General features: G+C 67.6%; 13 protein-coding genes. 6 read left to right on the top strand and 7 right to left on the bottom strand.

The features are described 5' to 3' along the window. Nucleotides 1-108: 108 nt before the first annotated feature. The 4 genes from ASD67_RS07140 (at nucleotide 109) to ASD67_RS07125 (ending at nucleotide 7,344) form a co-directional block, all read left to right on the top strand. Nucleotides 109-2,316: a TonB-dependent receptor gene (locus ASD67_RS07140; RefSeq protein WP_056345308.1), complete on the top strand. Its 2,208-nt coding sequence runs from the start codon at nucleotides 109-111 to the stop codon at nucleotides 2,314-2,316. A 4-nt stretch (nucleotides 2,317-2,320) separates the two neighbouring features. Beyond that, nucleotides 2,321-3,406, top strand: coding sequence for a PepSY-associated TM helix domain-containing protein (locus tag ASD67_RS07135; RefSeq protein ID WP_056347129.1), 1,086 nt, complete (start codon nucleotides 2,321-2,323; stop codon nucleotides 3,404-3,406). A 136-nt stretch (nucleotides 3,407-3,542) separates the two neighbouring features. Continuing rightward, nucleotides 3,543-5,711, top strand: coding sequence for a primosomal protein N' (locus tag ASD67_RS07130; protein ID WP_056347128.1), 2,169 nt, complete (start codon nucleotides 3,543-3,545; stop codon nucleotides 5,709-5,711). A 73-nt stretch (nucleotides 5,712-5,784) separates the two neighbouring features. Beyond that, the gene (locus tag ASD67_RS07125) at nucleotides 5,785-7,344 is read left to right on the top strand and encodes a hypothetical protein (RefSeq protein WP_156377602.1); all 1,560 of its coding nucleotides are present in this window, start codon (nucleotides 5,785-5,787) and stop codon (nucleotides 7,342-7,344) included. Here the strand turns inward: ASD67_RS07125 and ASD67_RS07120 are convergent. From ASD67_RS07120 to ASD67_RS07110, 3 genes are read right to left on the bottom strand one after another with little or no spacing between them, the layout of a single operon-like run. Next, nucleotides 7,338-8,096, bottom strand: a complete 759-nt coding sequence (locus ASD67_RS07120) for an isocitrate lyase/PEP mutase family protein (protein ID WP_056345302.1) — start codon at nucleotides 8,094-8,096, stop codon at nucleotides 7,338-7,340. The genes ASD67_RS07125 and ASD67_RS07120 overlap by 7 nt on opposite strands. Beyond that, on the bottom strand, nucleotides 8,096-9,130 hold the full coding sequence (gene ada / locus ASD67_RS07115) for a bifunctional DNA-binding transcriptional regulator/O6-methylguanine-DNA methyltransferase Ada (RefSeq protein ID WP_200937989.1): 1,035 nt from the start codon (nucleotides 9,128-9,130) through the stop codon (nucleotides 8,096-8,098). The genes ASD67_RS07120 and ada overlap by 1 nt, the downstream gene beginning before the upstream one ends. A 2-nt stretch (nucleotides 9,131-9,132) precedes the next feature. After that, nucleotides 9,133-9,597, bottom strand: coding sequence for a DUF1203 domain-containing protein (locus tag ASD67_RS07110; protein ID WP_056345296.1), 465 nt, complete (start codon nucleotides 9,595-9,597; stop codon nucleotides 9,133-9,135). A 355-nt stretch (nucleotides 9,598-9,952) separates the two neighbouring features. On the opposite strand from ASD67_RS07110, the gene ASD67_RS07105 reads away from it, so the two are divergent. Together ASD67_RS07105 and ASD67_RS07100 are read left to right on the top strand one after the other, a co-directional pair. Continuing rightward, nucleotides 9,953-10,774 (top strand): DUF2306 domain-containing protein, encoded by an 822-nt coding sequence (locus ASD67_RS07105; RefSeq protein ID WP_056345293.1) that lies wholly within the window; start codon nucleotides 9,953-9,955, stop codon nucleotides 10,772-10,774. A 41-nt stretch (nucleotides 10,775-10,815) separates the two neighbouring features. Then, complete coding sequence (locus ASD67_RS07100; RefSeq protein ID WP_056345290.1) at nucleotides 10,816-12,354, top strand: S1C family serine protease; 1,539 nt, start codon at nucleotides 10,816-10,818, stop codon at nucleotides 12,352-12,354. On the opposite strand, the gene ASD67_RS07095 is transcribed toward ASD67_RS07100, so the two are convergent. The 4 genes from ASD67_RS07095 to ASD67_RS07080 are packed head-to-tail and all read right to left on the bottom strand — an operon-like array spanning nucleotide 12,338 to nucleotide 14,949. After that, a complete protein-coding gene (locus tag ASD67_RS07095; protein ID WP_156377601.1) occupies nucleotides 12,338-12,889 on the bottom strand; it encodes a hypothetical protein in 552 nt (183 codons plus the stop codon). The two genes, ASD67_RS07100 and ASD67_RS07095, sit on opposite strands and share 17 nt — an antisense overlap. 58 nt (nucleotides 12,890-12,947) lie before the next feature. Further along, nucleotides 12,948-13,736: an alpha/beta hydrolase gene (locus tag ASD67_RS07090; RefSeq protein WP_056345284.1), complete on the bottom strand. Its 789-nt coding sequence runs from the start codon at nucleotides 13,734-13,736 to the stop codon at nucleotides 12,948-12,950. Then, on the bottom strand, nucleotides 13,733-14,275 hold the full coding sequence (locus ASD67_RS07085; RefSeq protein WP_056347126.1) for a shikimate kinase: 543 nt from the start codon (nucleotides 14,273-14,275) through the stop codon (nucleotides 13,733-13,735). Before ASD67_RS07085 ends, ASD67_RS07090 begins: the two co-directional genes overlap by 4 nt. After that, complete coding sequence (locus tag ASD67_RS07080; RefSeq protein ID WP_056345281.1) at nucleotides 14,272-14,949, bottom strand: dienelactone hydrolase family protein; 678 nt, start codon at nucleotides 14,947-14,949, stop codon at nucleotides 14,272-14,274. The genes ASD67_RS07085 and ASD67_RS07080 overlap by 4 nt, the downstream gene beginning before the upstream one ends. Nucleotides 14,950-15,100 lie beyond the last annotated feature (151 nt).

Below are 15,100 nucleotides of genomic sequence, written 5' to 3'. Positions count from 1 at the left end.
AATTTTCCACAGCCCGGCGACAAAGCCGCCTGCCAAGCGATTCTTCGGGCTTTTCTCTTGCCTATGCAAATCATTCGCATTAGCGGCCCCTGCAAACAGGAGCTGAGAATGAATCGCAAATTTGCCGTCGCCATGCTGGCTTGCACCATGCTGTCGTCCCCCGCCATCGCACAGGACGACACCGCGACCGACAAGGGGACCGGTGAAGACACGATCGTCGTCACAGCGGCGCGCACCATCTTGCCGCCGAACGCCCTGCCGCTGACCATCGACATCATCGGCAAGGACACGCTCGACCAGCAGATCGCGATATCGGGATCGATCACCGACGCGGTGTCGAGCCTGACCCCCAGTTTCTCACCGACGCGCCAGAAGCTCTCGGGCGCGGGCGAGACGCTGCGCGGCCGCTCGCCGCTCTATGCGATCAACGGCATCCCGCAGTCGACCCCGATGCGCGACGGCAGTCGCGATGGCTTCACCATCGACGGCTTCTTCATCGACCGCGTCGAGCTGATCTATGGGTCGAACGCGCTGCAAGGGGTCGGCGGCACCGGCGGTATCGTCAACCAGGTCACCGTCGGCGCGCCGAGAACCGAGGGTCTCGGTGGTCGCTTCCTGCTGCAGGGCACGGCCGACGATGGCTTCAGCAAGGACGGGCTGGGCGGCAAGGTCGCGGGCCTCGTCCAGTATAAGGCCGGCCGCTTCGATGCGACGGTCGGCGCCGCATTTGAAAGGCGCGGCGCCTTTTACGACGGCGACGGCCGCCGTATCGGTATCAACCTGACGCAAGGCGAGACGCAAGATTCGCAAACGCTCTCGCTGTTCGCGCGCCTCGGCTACGAACTTTCGTCCACGGCGCGTCTCGACCTGACCGCGAGCCGTTTCGAACTCAAGGGCGACGGCGACTATGTCGCGCTCGCCGGCAACCGCCTGACCGGCGTGCCGACCAGCGCGGTGCGCGGCACCCCGCCGGGCGAAGCGGCGCAGAACCGTACCGAAAGCGTCGCGCTGTCGCTGACCGACACCGACGTGGGCGGCGGCAATTTCGTCAGCCAGATCTTCTTCAACCGCAGCCGCGACACCTTTGGCGGCGAGGTGAATACACAGGCGACCTTCCAGGATCCCGCGCTCGCTCCCGTCGGCACGCTGTTCGACCAGTCGCAGAACCGCAGCCGCAAACTGGGCGCCAAGCTCAGCTATGAACGTGCGGTCCCCGGCTTCGAGGACCTGACCGTCACGGTCGGTTTCGACGCGCTCGTCGACAAGACCGAGCAGGCGCTGATTGCCACGGGCCGCGTCTGGGTGCCGCCGAGCGATTTCCGCAGCCTCGCGCCCTTCGGCCAGGCGAACCTCAAATTGTTCGACGGTCTCGTCCGCCTCGCGGGCGGGGTGCGCTGGGAAAATGTGAAGATCAAAATCGACGATTATCACACGCTCGCCTCGACCACCTTCGTCGCCTGCTCGGCGACCGTCACCACCAACTGCGGCGCCGCAACCTATGGCGGCGTCGACGTCGCGGGCGGCAAGCCCAAGTTCCAGGACCTGCTGATCAACGGCGGCGTGATCGTCGAACCATGGGCGGGCATCCGCGCCTATGCGAGCTATGCCGAAGGCTTCACCGTGCCTGACATCGGCCGCATCACCCGCGCGGTGAACCGCGCCGGGATCGATCTCGACAGCTTCCTCGACATCTCGCCGATCGTGTCGAACAACCGCGAGATCGGCATCGAGCTGAAGCGCGGCCCGCTCGATGCCAGCGCGACCTATTTCTGGTCGTCGAGCGACAAGGGCCAGCTGCTCATCGCGCGGCCCGACCGCATCTTCGACGTCCAGCGCCAACGCGTCGAAATCGAGGGGCTCGAACTCAACCTGCGCGTCGCGATGCCGATCGACGGGCTGAAGCTTGGCGTCGGTTATGCGCATCTGCAGGGCCGGTATGACAGCGACAGCGCGAACCCCGATGGGATCGTCGACACCGACCTCGATGGCACCAACATCTCGCCCGACCGCCTGAACCTCAACGCGAGCTACAACAAGGGGCCTCTCTCGGCGCTGGTGCAGACGCAATTCTTCCTGTCCAAGAGCTTCCACGGCAAGGCGAACCCCGACCAGCGCAACAATTTCGGCGGCTACAACCTCACCGATGCCAGCATCCGTTACCAGACCGGCTTTGGCGGACTCAGCCTGAGCGTCCAGAACCTGTTCGACAAATTCTACATCGACTATTCGAGCGACACGCGGCTGCCGACTGACAATCTCGCCTTCTTTGCGGGACGCGGGCGAACCTTCGCGCTTGGCTGGGACTATCGCTTCTAACATGATGGCGCTGCTCGACACCCTCCATCGCTGGGCCGGGGGCCTGCTCGGCCTCGTCCTCGCGCTGCTCGGGCTATCGGGCACGATCCTGCTCTATGAGCATCTGTGGATCGGGCTGCCGGGCACCGGCGACGCGCTGCGCGGCGACCTGCCCACGGTCGCCGCGACGACCGAGCGACTGATGGCGATGCCCGGCGCACAGGGCATCATCTATGCCGACGAGCGTTTCGGGCTCCACCAGCTCCGCTTCGGCAAGGAGGCGGGCGCCTATGCCAGCCAGTCGGGCGAGGTCGTCACACGCTGGGCGAGCCAGTGGGAGCGACCCGAACTGTGGATCTTTGATTTCCATCATCATCTGTTCGCGGGCGACAGCGGCGAATGGGTGATCGGCATCGCCGGCCTCGCCGGCCTGTTCTTCGTGATTTCAGGCGTCATCCTGTGGTGGCGGACGCGAAAGACCTTCAGGCTGCGGCTGTGGCCGAAGCGGATGAGCCGCCCCGCGATCGTGATGCAGCATCGCGACCTGGGCGTAGTCGTGGCACCGCTGTTGCTGATCTCGGTCGTCACCGGCACGATGATGATCTTCCGTCCCTTCGCGATGGTGATGATCGCCCCCTTCGGATCGCCGGTCGAGGCCGCCAGGGCGATCGAGCCGCCGAAATACAGCGGCGGCCCGCTCGCCGCGAAACCCGATTATGCCATGATGCTGACCGAAGCGCGGCGGCGCTTTCCCGATGCCGAGTTCCGCATCCTGTCGCTGCCGCGCAAGCCCGGCGACGCGATCATGCTGCGGATGCGCCAGCAGGCCGAATGGTTGCCCAATGGCCGTTCGACATTGTGGTTCGACGCCGCGACGGGCGAAGTGCTCGGCGCGCGCGACGCGCTGGCGATGCCCGGCGGCGCGCAGGCGTTCAACATGGCCTTCCCGATCCATGCGTCGAAGGTCGGCGGCTGGAGCTGGCGGATATTGATGACGCTCTCCGGCCTCGCGATGACGATGCTCGGCAGCTTCGCGGTGTGGAGCTTCTGGTTCAGGCGCCCCAAGCCTGTAAAACGGACGACGAAGAAAGCCGCGCTGGCGTCCACTTAACTCGTCGCCCCCGCGAAGGCGGGGGTCGCTGGAAATGTTGCGCAAGGCCGATAGCGGCCCCCGCCTTGGCGGGGGCGACGGTTCTCGACGCGCCGCTTTCCTATTTTACCCGCCGCCCTATATCCTGCCCAGTCCCATGACCCGCGCCCGCGTCCTCCTGCTTACCGCCGCCCTCGGCCCACTCGACTACCGGGTGCCTTATGGCATGGAGGCCGAACTCGGCAGCGTCGTAGTCGCGCCGCTCGGACCACGCAAGCTCGGCGGGGTGATGTGGGAAGACCAAAGTTTCGGATCGCCGGAAGCCGTCGGCGACAACCGGTTGCGTAACCTGTTCGAGGTCGTGCCGGTGCCGCCAATCCAGGCGCCGCTCCGCCGTCTCGTCGAATGGACGAGCGACTATTACCTCGCGCCGCCGGGGTCGGTGCTGCGCATGGTGCTGCCCGGGGTCGCCTTCGCCGATGCACGGCGCCCGATCATCGAATATCGCGCGACGGGTGAGCTGCCCAAGCGGATGACGCCGCAGCGGACGGTCGCGCTCGACATGATCGGACGCTCACAAGGAACGGTGCGCGAACTCGCGGCGCTTGCCGAGGTCAGCGAGGCGGTGGTGCGCGGGCTGGTGAACACCGGCGCGCTCGAGGCGGTCGCGGTTTCGGCCGACGCGCCTTATCCCGCTCCCGATCCGGCCTTCGCGCCGCCCGACCTGTCGGACGAACAGACCGCGGCGGCGGCGCGGCTGATCGCGGCGGTGGCAGCCGAAAAATTCGAGACCCTGCTGCTCGACGGGGTCACCGGGTCGGGCAAGACCGAAGTCTATATGGAGGCGATCGCCGCCGCGATCGACGCGGGGAAGCAGGCGCTGGTGCTACTCCCCGAAATCGCGCTGACCGAGCCGATGTTGACGCGCTTTGCGGCGCGCTTCGGCTGCGAGCCGGTTGGGTGGCATTCAGGCCTCCGCTCGGCCGAGCGCCGCCGCGCCTGGCATGCCATCGCGAACGGTGACGCGCGCATCGTCATCGGCGCGCGCTCGGCGCTGTTCCTGCCCTACGCCAAGCTCGGCGTGATCGTCGTCGACGAAGCGCATGAAACAAGCTTCAAGCAGGAGGATGGCGTCCATTATCACGCGCGCGACGTCGCGGTGATGCGCGGGCATTTCGAGGGGCTGCCGGTGGTGCTCGCGAGCGCGACCCCGGCGCTCGAAAGCCTCGCGATGGTTGAGGCGGGGCGCTACCGCCATATCCAGCTGCCCGCGCGCTTCGGCGGCGCCACCCTGCCCGATCTCGCGGCGATCGACATGCGGCAGGACCCGCCCGACCGCGGCACCTGGCTCGCGCCGCCGCTCGTCGACGCGCTTGCGGACCGGCTTGCCAAGGGCGAGCAGAGCCTGCTGTTCCTCAATCGCCGCGGCTTCGCGCCGCTGACCTTGTGCCGCACCTGCGGCCACCGCATCCAGTGCCCGAACTGCACCGCGTGGATGGTCGAGCACCGGCTCGTCCACCGCCTTGCCTGCCATCATTGCGGCCATGTCATGCCGCCGCCGCGACTGTGCCCCGAATGCGAGGATGAGGACAGCCTCGTCGCCTGCGGACCCGGCGTCGAACGCGTCGCTGACGAGGTGCGCCTGCGTTTCCCTGAGGCACGCGTCGCGATCGTCACCAGCGATACGCTCTGGTCGCCCGCCAAAGCCGCAGAATTCGTCGACAATGTCGAGGGCGGGCTGGTCGATATCATCATCGGCACCCAGCTCGTCACCAAGGGCTATCATTTCCCGAACCTCACCCTCGTCGGGGTGGTCGACGCCGACCTCGGGCTCGACGGCGGCGACCTGCGCGCGTCCGAACGCACCTTCCAGCAGATCGCGCAGGTCGCGGGGCGCGCCGGGCGCGGCGTGAAGCCCGGCGAGGTGCTGATCCAGACGCGTGTGCCCGACGCGCCGGTGATGGCGGCGCTGGTCGCGAACGACCGCGATGGTTTCTATGCCGCCGAGGCCGCGGCGCGAAAGCACGCCGGCGCCCCGCCCTATGGCCGCTTCGCCGCGCTGGTGATTTCGTCGGAGGATATCGAAGTCGCGCGCGGCGTCGCGCAGCGGCTGGGGCAGAAAGCCCCGGTCGCCGAGGGTCTTGCCGTCTATGGCCCCGCCCCCGCCCCGCTCGCGATGCTGCGCGGGCGCCACCGTTTCCGCCTGTTGCTCCACGCGCCGCGCAGCTTCGACCTGCAAGGCACGATCCGCGAGTGGGTCGGCCAGATCGACTGGCCGTCGAAGGCGCGGCTGGCGATCGACATCGACCCCTATAGTTTCGTTTGACGGGTCAGGGCTTTACAGCCCGCCGCCTGCTTGGCAGCATGGCCGGGCAGAGGGGTGTGCCGGGGGATGAGACATGCATAAGGGGGCAATGGCGGCGCTGGCGCTGATCGCGGCGCTGGCGGCGACGGGCGCACAGGCCAAATGGCTGCGCGCCGACACCGACAATTTCATCATCTACAGCGAGGGCAATGAGCGGTCGCTGCGCGATTTCGCGGAGAATCTGCAACGCTTCGATGCGACGCTGCGCTTTCGCTTCAAGGTGCCGGGGGGCAAGGAGCCGAACCGGCTGACCATCTACCTCCTGCCCCGTGCCGAGGATGCCGGGCGACTGATGTCGGGCAAGCGCGGTTCGTCGATCGCCGGTTTTTACAGCCCCGACCCCGAAGGCAGCTTTGCCGTGTCGCATCGCGAGGATCTGGGCGGCGGTCTGGGCACCCCGCAATCGCAGCAGACCCTGTTTCACGAATATGGCCATCATTTCATGAAACGCTATGTCCATGCGGCCTTCCCTGCATGGTTCATCGAGGGCTTCGCCGAATATTATTCGACCGTCGATTTCAACCGCGAGGGCAAGGCCGAAATCGGCCGGCCAGCCTATGGCCGCGCCTATGGCCTGCTCGAAATGCCGAAGATACCGGCCGAGAAACTGCTGTTCGTCCAGCCCGGCGCGATGCGCAATTCGGGCCAGGTCGACGTCTATTACGGACGCTCGTGGATCCTGACGCACATGCTCTACAACGACGCCTCGCGCGCCGGGCAGCTCACCAAATATATCGAAGCGATCAATCGCGGCGAGGAGGCGAAGAAGGCGGCGGTCGAGGCGTTCGGCGATCTCGCGCAGCTCGACAAGGATCTTAATCGCTACACCCTGCGCCCGCTCACCTATCGCACCTCGCTCGAACCGATCGCTATCCCCGGCAATATCGCGATCACGCCGCTGGTGGCGGCCGAAGATGCGCTGATCGATCTGCGGCTCGAACGGATGAGCGCGAGCCGCGACAAGGAACGCCTTGTCAGGGTGCGCGACCAGTTGCGGGGGCTGACCGCACTGCACCCCGGCCATGCCAATGCCTGGTTCGAGCTGGCGATGGCCGAATGGGAGATCGATGAGGAAGAGCGCGATCTGGCCGCCGTGCGGGCGGCGACCGACGAGGCGCTGGCGCTCGACGCCGATCATGTCCGCGCCAATGTCCTGCTCGGCCGGCTGCTGGCGCTCGACATGGACAAGAAGAATGATTTCACCGCCGCCGCCTGGCGCGAGGTGCGCAAGCCGATCGCGCATGCCAATCGCACCAATCCCGACGACCCGGTACCGCTCTACGCCTATTTCCGAAGCTTCGTCGATCAGGGCGTAATGCCGCCCGACATCGCCATCCAGGGGCTTGCGCAGGCCTTTTCGCTGGCGCCCGAGGATATCCAGCTGCGCATGGAATATGCCTTTTCTCTCGCCAACAAGGGCGATTTCGAACCGGCCATCAAGCTGGCAAAGTCGGTCGCCTTCGACCCACACGGCGGCGGCGGCGAGGACTTACTGAACCAGCTCGAAGCGATGCGCGATCGCCGCGCCGGTGGATCCGGCGCGGCGGCGGAGGAGGCAGCGTCGCCCGAAGCGACGGACCAGCCCCGTCAATAATCGGGTTCGGCGCCGCCCAATACCTGCTGCGCCTGCGCGGTGAGCCACGCCATCGCCGCCGCCCATGGCTGGTGCCCATGGCTGATCCGCGCGACGCCGAGGCCGGCGAGGTCCTTGTGCGTCGGGCCGCCCTTGCCGCGCAGGATGTTCACCGGCAGCGGCGAGGCGTCGCAGATCGCGCCGATGCATTTCGGATCGAGCAGGAAAGGCACGAACAGCGATCCCGCGCCGGCATCGCCATAAGCGCGCGCGCGTTCGAGCGTCGCGGCGACGAGTGTGTCGCCATCCTTCGCGACATCGGCGCCGCGAAAGGTGTCGCAGCGCGCGTTGACGAAAATGCCGGTGTCGGCGGCGGCGCGGTAGCGCGCGGCGGCCTCCGCAATCGGCAGCAGGGCGGTCTCGCCGGGCAACCGGTCCTCCATGTTGATCCCCGCCGCGCCGGCTTCGCGCGCGCGCGCGACCGAGACGCCGACTGCCGCGGGGTCGGCGCCATAGCCCGATTCCATGTCGATCGTGACCGGCAGGTCGGTGACCGACAGGATGCGCGCCAGATTTTCGAACACATCTTCGAGCGGGAAATCCTCGCCATCGGCGCGGCCCTGCGCGCCCGCGACGCCGTAACTGCCCGTCGCGATCGCCTTGGCGCCCGCCGCGGCGAGCGCCTTCGCGCTCCCCGCGTCCCAGATGTTGACGAGGATCAGCGGGTCGCCGGGGATGTGGAGCGCCTTGAAAGCCGCAATCTTGTCAGACATCAGAAACTCTCCCGCTTGAGCAATTCTTCCTTGATCGGCAGGCCATAGGCATAGCCGCCGAGCGTTCCGTCGCTGCGTAGCACACGGTGGCATGGAATGAGCACCGCGACATTGTTCGCACCATTGGCGCTGCCCGCCGCGCGCACCGCCTTCGGCTTGCCGACCGCCGCGGCGATGTCGGCATAGCTGCGCGTCTCGCCCGCCGGAATCGTCCTGAGTTCGCGCCACACCGCTTCCTGGAACGCGGTGCCCTTCACGTCGATCGGGATATGATCGAAGCCGTTCACCGGCGCCTCGACCGCGTCGACGACCTCTTTCAGGAGCGCGGCGAAATCGCTGCCGCCTTCGATCAGCTCGGCGGCGGGGAAGCGTTTCTCGAGCGCCTCGCGCCCCTCGGCGAAACTCAGCCGGCACACGCCTTTTGTCGTCGCCGCGACGAGCATCTCGCCGAGGCTGGTCGGCACCACCGCCCAGTGGATCGTCGCGCCCTTGCCGCCGTTGACCCAAGCCGACGCCGTCATGCCCATGCGTCCCTCCATATTGCCATAGAAACGCGACGGCCCCGAAAAGCCCGCGTCGTAGATCGCATCGGTCACCCGGGCGCCCTCGCTGAGCGCCTGCCGCGCGCGTTCCTCGCGCAGCGCGCGCGCGTAAGCGGCGGGCGACAGGCCGGTGTGGCGGGTGAAGACGCGCTGGAAATGAGTCGGCGAATAGCCGGTGCGCGCGGCGAGATCGGCGAGTGCGAGCGGCTCCTCGCTGCCCTTGATCGCGGCGATCGCCTTGATCACCGCACCCTCGTCACGCGCGACGTCGTCGGGCAGGCAGCGCTTGCACGGGCGCAGGCCGGTCGCCCGCGCCGCGGCGCCATCGGCGAAGAAGCGGACGTTCTGGCGCAGGGGATGGCGCGCGGCGCAGCTCGGGCGGCAATAGATGCCGGTGGTGAGCACCCCGGTGATGAAGCGGCCGTCATAGGCCTTGTCGCGCGCCTGCACCGCGTCCCAGCGCTCGTCATCGGTCATGGTGGAGAAGGCCATGGTCAGTTCCTCTCGATCCGCGCGGCGAAGCAGCCGTGCGCGGCATTATGCGCGTCGATATAGGTGATGGCATCGCCCGCCAACAGGTCGCGGATCGCCGCGTCGGCCTCGCCCGGTCCCGCGAGCCGCGCGTCCTGCAGCATGCCGCCCGCGTCGAAGGCGCGGAGCGCGAGCGGACGGCCTTCGAATACCGGCGGCGTGGTATCGACGTAAGTCGCCGCTTCGACGCCGGGCCGCACATAGATGGCATAAGCGCTGCGGTACGGCGTCGCGACATCGTGGCTGACATGGTGGAGCAGGATCAGCCCCTCGCCAGCGCGCGCATCCTGCAGGCTGATGCGGCACGGGAAGCCGCGGTCGGCGCCCGCGGTGACGCGGCGGGCGCCGTGCACCGCCAGTTCGGCATCGTCCATCGCGAAATAGGCCACGAAGGGATCGGGGCTGAGCCCGGTGATCTGATAGGTCATGGGGGTCCTTTCACTGCGTTAAAACCCCTATGCCCGCGTGCCGCGAAGCCTGCGTCCCGATGCTTGCGTTCAAACATCGCAGCGGGCGTCGGATGAGTGGAGGGGTTAGTTTTGGGGCGGATTTCTGCCGCCGTTGCCCCCTCCTCCGTCATCCCGGACTTGACCCGGGACCCGCCTTTTCTTCAAGATCAGGCAGGCCCCGGGTCAAGCCCGGGGTGACGGTTGTGGAACAGGCGAACATCGCCTTTCCAACAAAACCCACCATTCTCGCCCATGTACCGTATTGCTGTATTATAACATTGACACACCGACATCGATCCACCACTCTCCCTGCCGAAACAGGGGAGTCGGCAGCATGGCGACCATCGACGCATCCTTCGCATCCACCAAACCGGCACGCGGCGCCGACTGGCTCAGCCGCGCCGCGACCTTCTGCTACCTGACGATCGCGGCGGGACAGCTGCTGTTCGTTGCCTTCATCCTGCTCTTCTATTATCCGGCGACGCTGTCCGGCGATTTCGCGGCCTGGAACAGCAAGCCGCTGATCATGGGGTTCGTCGCGGGCGACACCGCGGGCAACCTCTTCTTCGCGGTCCATGTGCTGATGGCGGCGCTGATCACCTTTGGCGGGCTGGTCCAGCTGGTGCCCGCGATCCGCAGCCGCTGGCCGGTCCTTCATCGCTGGAACGGGCGCCTCTATCTGGTGAGCGCGCTGACGCTCGCGCTCGGCGGGCTGTGGATGACATGGGGACGCGGCACCTGGCTGACGCTGACCGGCGGCATCGGCATCACGCTCGACGCGCTGCTCATCCTCGGCTTTGCCGCGATGGCATGGCGCAGCGCCCGCGCCCGCCGCTTCGTCGAACATCGGCGCTGGGCGATCCGGCTGTTCGTCGTCGCGAGCGCGGTGTGGTTCATGCGCGTCGGCTATATGGTGTGGGGCATCGCGACCGGCGGCGCGGGGATCGGCAAGGCGATGGACGGCCCGTTCGACATCTTCCTCGCCTTTGCCAATTCGCTGCTGCCACTCGCCGTCGCCGAACTCTATCTGCGTGCCGGGGCGCATGGCACAATGGCCGCGAAAAAGGGCGTTGCCGCGCTGCTGACCGTGAGCGGCGTCATCATCCTTGCCGGCAGCGCCGGCGCGTGGATGGTGATGTGGGGGCCATATATCTAGCCCCGCTTGCCTTCCCGCCCCACCCGATTAGGTTGCGCGGCATGACCCGCCTCTTTGCGCTGCTGCTCGCCCTTCTGTCCCTCACCCTGCCCGCGCGCGCCGACGATATCAGCGCCACGTCGCGGAGCGTCGTGCGTGTCGTCACCGTCGCGATGGTCGACGGCGAGGTCGTCGGCTTCGGCCATGGCAGCGGCATCGCCATCTCTCCCACCCGCATCGTCACCAACGCGCATGTCGTCGAATCGGCGGCGCGCTACCCCGACAATGTCGCCCTGGGCGTCGTCCCGTCGGAAGGGCAGAAAAGCTATGCGGCGAAGCTGATCGCGATCGACACCAAGCGCGACCTCGCGCTGATCGAGATCACCGAGGGGCGCGTCCCCGCCGCCGCCATCTATTCGGGACCGTTCGAATCGGGCGCCGATGTCGTCGCACTGGGATATCCGGGCAATGTCGACGCGGCGACGGCGCAGGGCGCCGGCGATTATATCACCCCGCGCACCCCGGTGCGCAGCGAGGGCAATCTGTCGAACACCCAGGGCGTCGACGGGGTCGCGATGCTCGTCCACACCGCCAAGATCGCGCGCGGCAATTCGGGCGGGCCGCTGCTCGACCAGTGCGGCCGCATCGTCGGCATCAACAATGCAATGACGCGCGCTGACGACGGCGATTCGCCTTTTTCCTTCGCGATCGCCAACCGCGAACTGACGCGGTTCCTGACCGACGCGAGCCAGAGCTTCGGCAGCATCGGCACCCCGTGCCTGTCGCTCGCCGAGGCCGATGCGCGCGACCGCGCCGCGCTCGATGCCGACGCGCGCGCCAAGGCCGAGGCGAATGCGGCGAAGAATGAAGCGGCAGCGCTCGACCGCCAGCTGCGCGAAACGCGCGCCGACGAGGAGGCCCAGGCATCGCGCGAGAATCGCATGGCGCTCGCCGGCGTGCTGTTCGTGATCGGCGCGCTGTCGGCGGGGGCGGCGCTAATGTTCCACGGCCAGAAGAATGTCCGCAACGCCAAGATGGCCGGCGCTGCGGGCGGGGTGCTGGTGCTCGCCGCCGCGATCCTGTTCGCGACGCGCCCCGACGCGCATGGCGAGCTGCCGTCCGATCCGAAGGCGGCCGACGGCGCGGCTGCCCCCGCCGCGCTCGCCGAGGGCAATCTACTCTGCACGATCCGCCCCGACCGCAGCCGCATCACCATGTCCGAAACCCCCGACGTTCCCGTCGCGATCGGCACCTCGGGCTGCGTCAACGGCCGCACCCAATATGCGCAGGGCAGCGACGGCCGCTGGCAGCGCATCCTGGTCCCCAATGAGGAGCCGACGGTAACGATCGCGTCGATCGACGGCGCCGGGACCGACTATCGCGTCGACCGCTATTTTCTTGATGCCGAGACGATGGCGAAGGCACGCGAGGTGCGTGCGGGGGTCGAGATCAAGGGCTGCAGCGTCGCGCCCGACCAGCTCGCGGCGCTCGCCACGCAGCAGGATGCGATCCGTTCGGTGCTGCCCGCGAGCCCGAACGAGCGGCTGGTCTATTCGTGCCAGAAGCTGGCGAAGGGCGCGGTGGTCAACCCGGCGCCTTGAGCCGCCAGCCGGCGCCGGGGTCGATCCACAGATATTGGCTCATCAACTCGCCGGCGAACTCGCCATCGACGGTGCCGACCTCCTGCTGCATCGGGTCGTCGGCGCGAGCATATTCATAAGCGCAGGTCTTGCGCTTCCACAGGGTCGCGACGAGCGCATCGCGATACAGGAGGATGAGCCGTTTGTCGTTCACCGGCGCATGCGGCGCCCGGCTGCTGACGATGCGGAAGCCCGCCATATAAGCGTCGTCGACCACGCCGCAGAGCGCATCGCCCTCGCGGGTCAGCCGGAAGCGCGCCTCGGCCGCGAGCGTCGGCGCATTGGCGAGCGCGGTCAGTTGCCGCACCGCGACGCCGCCGTCGGCGCGCGTGTCGAACCAGGTCATCAAGCGGCAGGTGCGCGCGGCCGGATCGGGATCGTGGCACTGAATCTTTCCGGCGCGCGCCGGGGCGAGCGGATCGGCAACCGGCTTCCACGCCGGATCGAGCCCGAAATCGGCACCCGCGAGCAGCATCAAGGCAAAAGCGAACGCCATCGTCACCTCCCGAAAGGCGATCATCGCGCGAACTGGTAACGATCGGGTTAGCCGCGGGTCAGCGCAGCGTATCGACCCAGTCGGTCAGGATCGCCTGGGCCGGTGCGCCATAGGCAAGTTCGTGCCCCGCGCCGGCAACGAGTGCGACGGTCGCATCGCGCCGCGCCGCGCGCAGCCGGGCAAGATTGTCGGGCTTCACCAACGTGTCGGCGTCGCCATGCATCAGAAAGACCGGCGCCTTTACGCGCGGCAGCTTCGCGGCATTGTCGAAGCGGTCGCGCACCAGCCAGCCGGGGATGAAGGGGAACTGGCTGCGCACCACGGCGGGCAGATCCGAAAATCCCGATACGAGCATCAGCGCCGCGACATCGTGGCGCAGCGCCATCTCGGTCGCCGGCCCCGACCCGATCGAATTGCCGACGATGACAATATCGTGCGGCGCCACGCCCGCTTCGACGAGCCAGCGCACCGCCGCCTCGCCGTCGCGATACAGCCCGTCCTCGCCCGGCGACCCCGGATTGCCACCATAGCCGCGATATTCGGCGAGCAGCAGTCCCGCCCCCTTCGCCGCCGGCCCGCGCGTCGCCTGAATCGCGCCAGACAGACTGTCGCCATTGCCGTGGAAGAAGAGGATCGTGCGCTGCCCCGGCGCGGCGGGGCGATAAAACGCCGACAGGCGCAGGCCGTCGTCGGTTCGCGTGTGGACGAGGCGAAAGCCCTGCGGCGGATCGAGGGGATAGTGGGCGGGCGCGGGAAAGAGCAGCCGACGCTGTTGCGTATAAAGGATCGCCGTCGCCGCGAGCGCGAAGACGAGAAAAAAGAGCAGCAGGTTGATCGCGAGCTTCACCCCGACGCGATGTCCAGCGCCAGCGCGGTGCGGATTCGCGCCGCAGCCTCGCCCGGTGCGACCGCGCCGGTGTCGATCGCGATCGCGGGCGCGGGCAGCGGCGGATAATCGAACGCGCCCGCCGCCTCGAGCTCGCGCAGCAGCGCCAGCGACGACAATTTGCCGCACGCCTGCCGCGCCGGCGCCTCCACCCGCGCCGCGATCACCGCGGGCGCACAGTCGAGCGCGACGAAATCGACCTGCCCGCCCGCGGCTTCGACCAGCGCGACCGCCCGCTGCGGAAAGTTGGGCGCGACGCTCGCCTCGGGGTGGAAGGTGAAGATCAGCGAGCGATCCTCGGCCGCAGCCGCGGCGAAGACGTCGAGCCACATCCGCTCGCGCAGTTCGACGAAGCCGGGGCTGCCGAACGGGAACACCGCGAGCAGCGCATCAACGACGAGGTGGTTGTGGAACAGCGGCAGCCCGGTCAGAGCGGCAAGCTCGCGCGCCACGGTCAGCTTGCCGCTCGCTGCGGGGCCGTGGAGGAAGACGAGCCTCACCCGCCGCATGCCTTGAACAGCATCAGCGTGCGTTCGCGCGCCTGCTCGCTGCTCGGCTCGTGATAATCCTTGCGGCGGTCGCTGTTGAAGCCGTGGTTGGCGTCATAGACGAAGACCTGCGCGGTCGGATGGTCCTTGGCGATCAGCGCCTCGACGCCCTCCATCGGGATGCCCGCATCGAAGCGGCCGAAATGCGCGATGGTGGCGCATTGCGGGGCATCGTCGGCGAACTGGGTCGGGACGAGGCTGCCATAATAGGCCGACGCCGCGGCGAGGTCGGGGCTGATCTGCGCCATCCGCCAGGCGACCGAGCCGCCGTAGCAAAAACCGGTGATGAAGACGGGACCCTTGCCCTTGAGCGCGTCGATGCAGGTTTGCGCGTCCTTCAGGCTCTGCTCGAAGGGGTGAAGCTCGCGCGCCAGCTGCACCGCGCGTTCGAACTGCGCGCCCGAATAGTCACTCTCGAACCCCGGATGCTCGCGGTCGAACAGCGCTGGGGCGAGCACCTCGTACCCGTCGGCGGCATATTCGTCGCACAGCTCGCGGATATGGTCGGTAACCCCGAAGATTTCCTGGATCAGCACGAGGCCCCCACGGCGCTCACCATCGGGCGAGGCGTGATAGACCGCGATCTCGGCACCATCGTCCATCGTCATCCGGATCATCTCGCCCATGGACTCACTCCTCTTCCGTTCGTGCCGCGCTTGTCACAAGCCTGCTCTGTTGGCGGTGCTTTTGAAGAAAGATCGGCTCTTCGACAAGCTTGCGACCGGAGGGGCGGCGAGAGGGTCGCAATGAGTCCAACCCCCGCCTTGCATTGCAGCA

The sequence above is a fragment of the Sphingopyxis sp. Root1497 genome (assembly GCF_001427085.1).
Lineage (GTDB): Bacteria > Pseudomonadota > Alphaproteobacteria > Sphingomonadales > Sphingomonadaceae > Sphingopyxis.
Note: the sequence above shows the minus strand (reverse complement) of the source record. Positions and strands in the feature narration are given on the sequence as shown.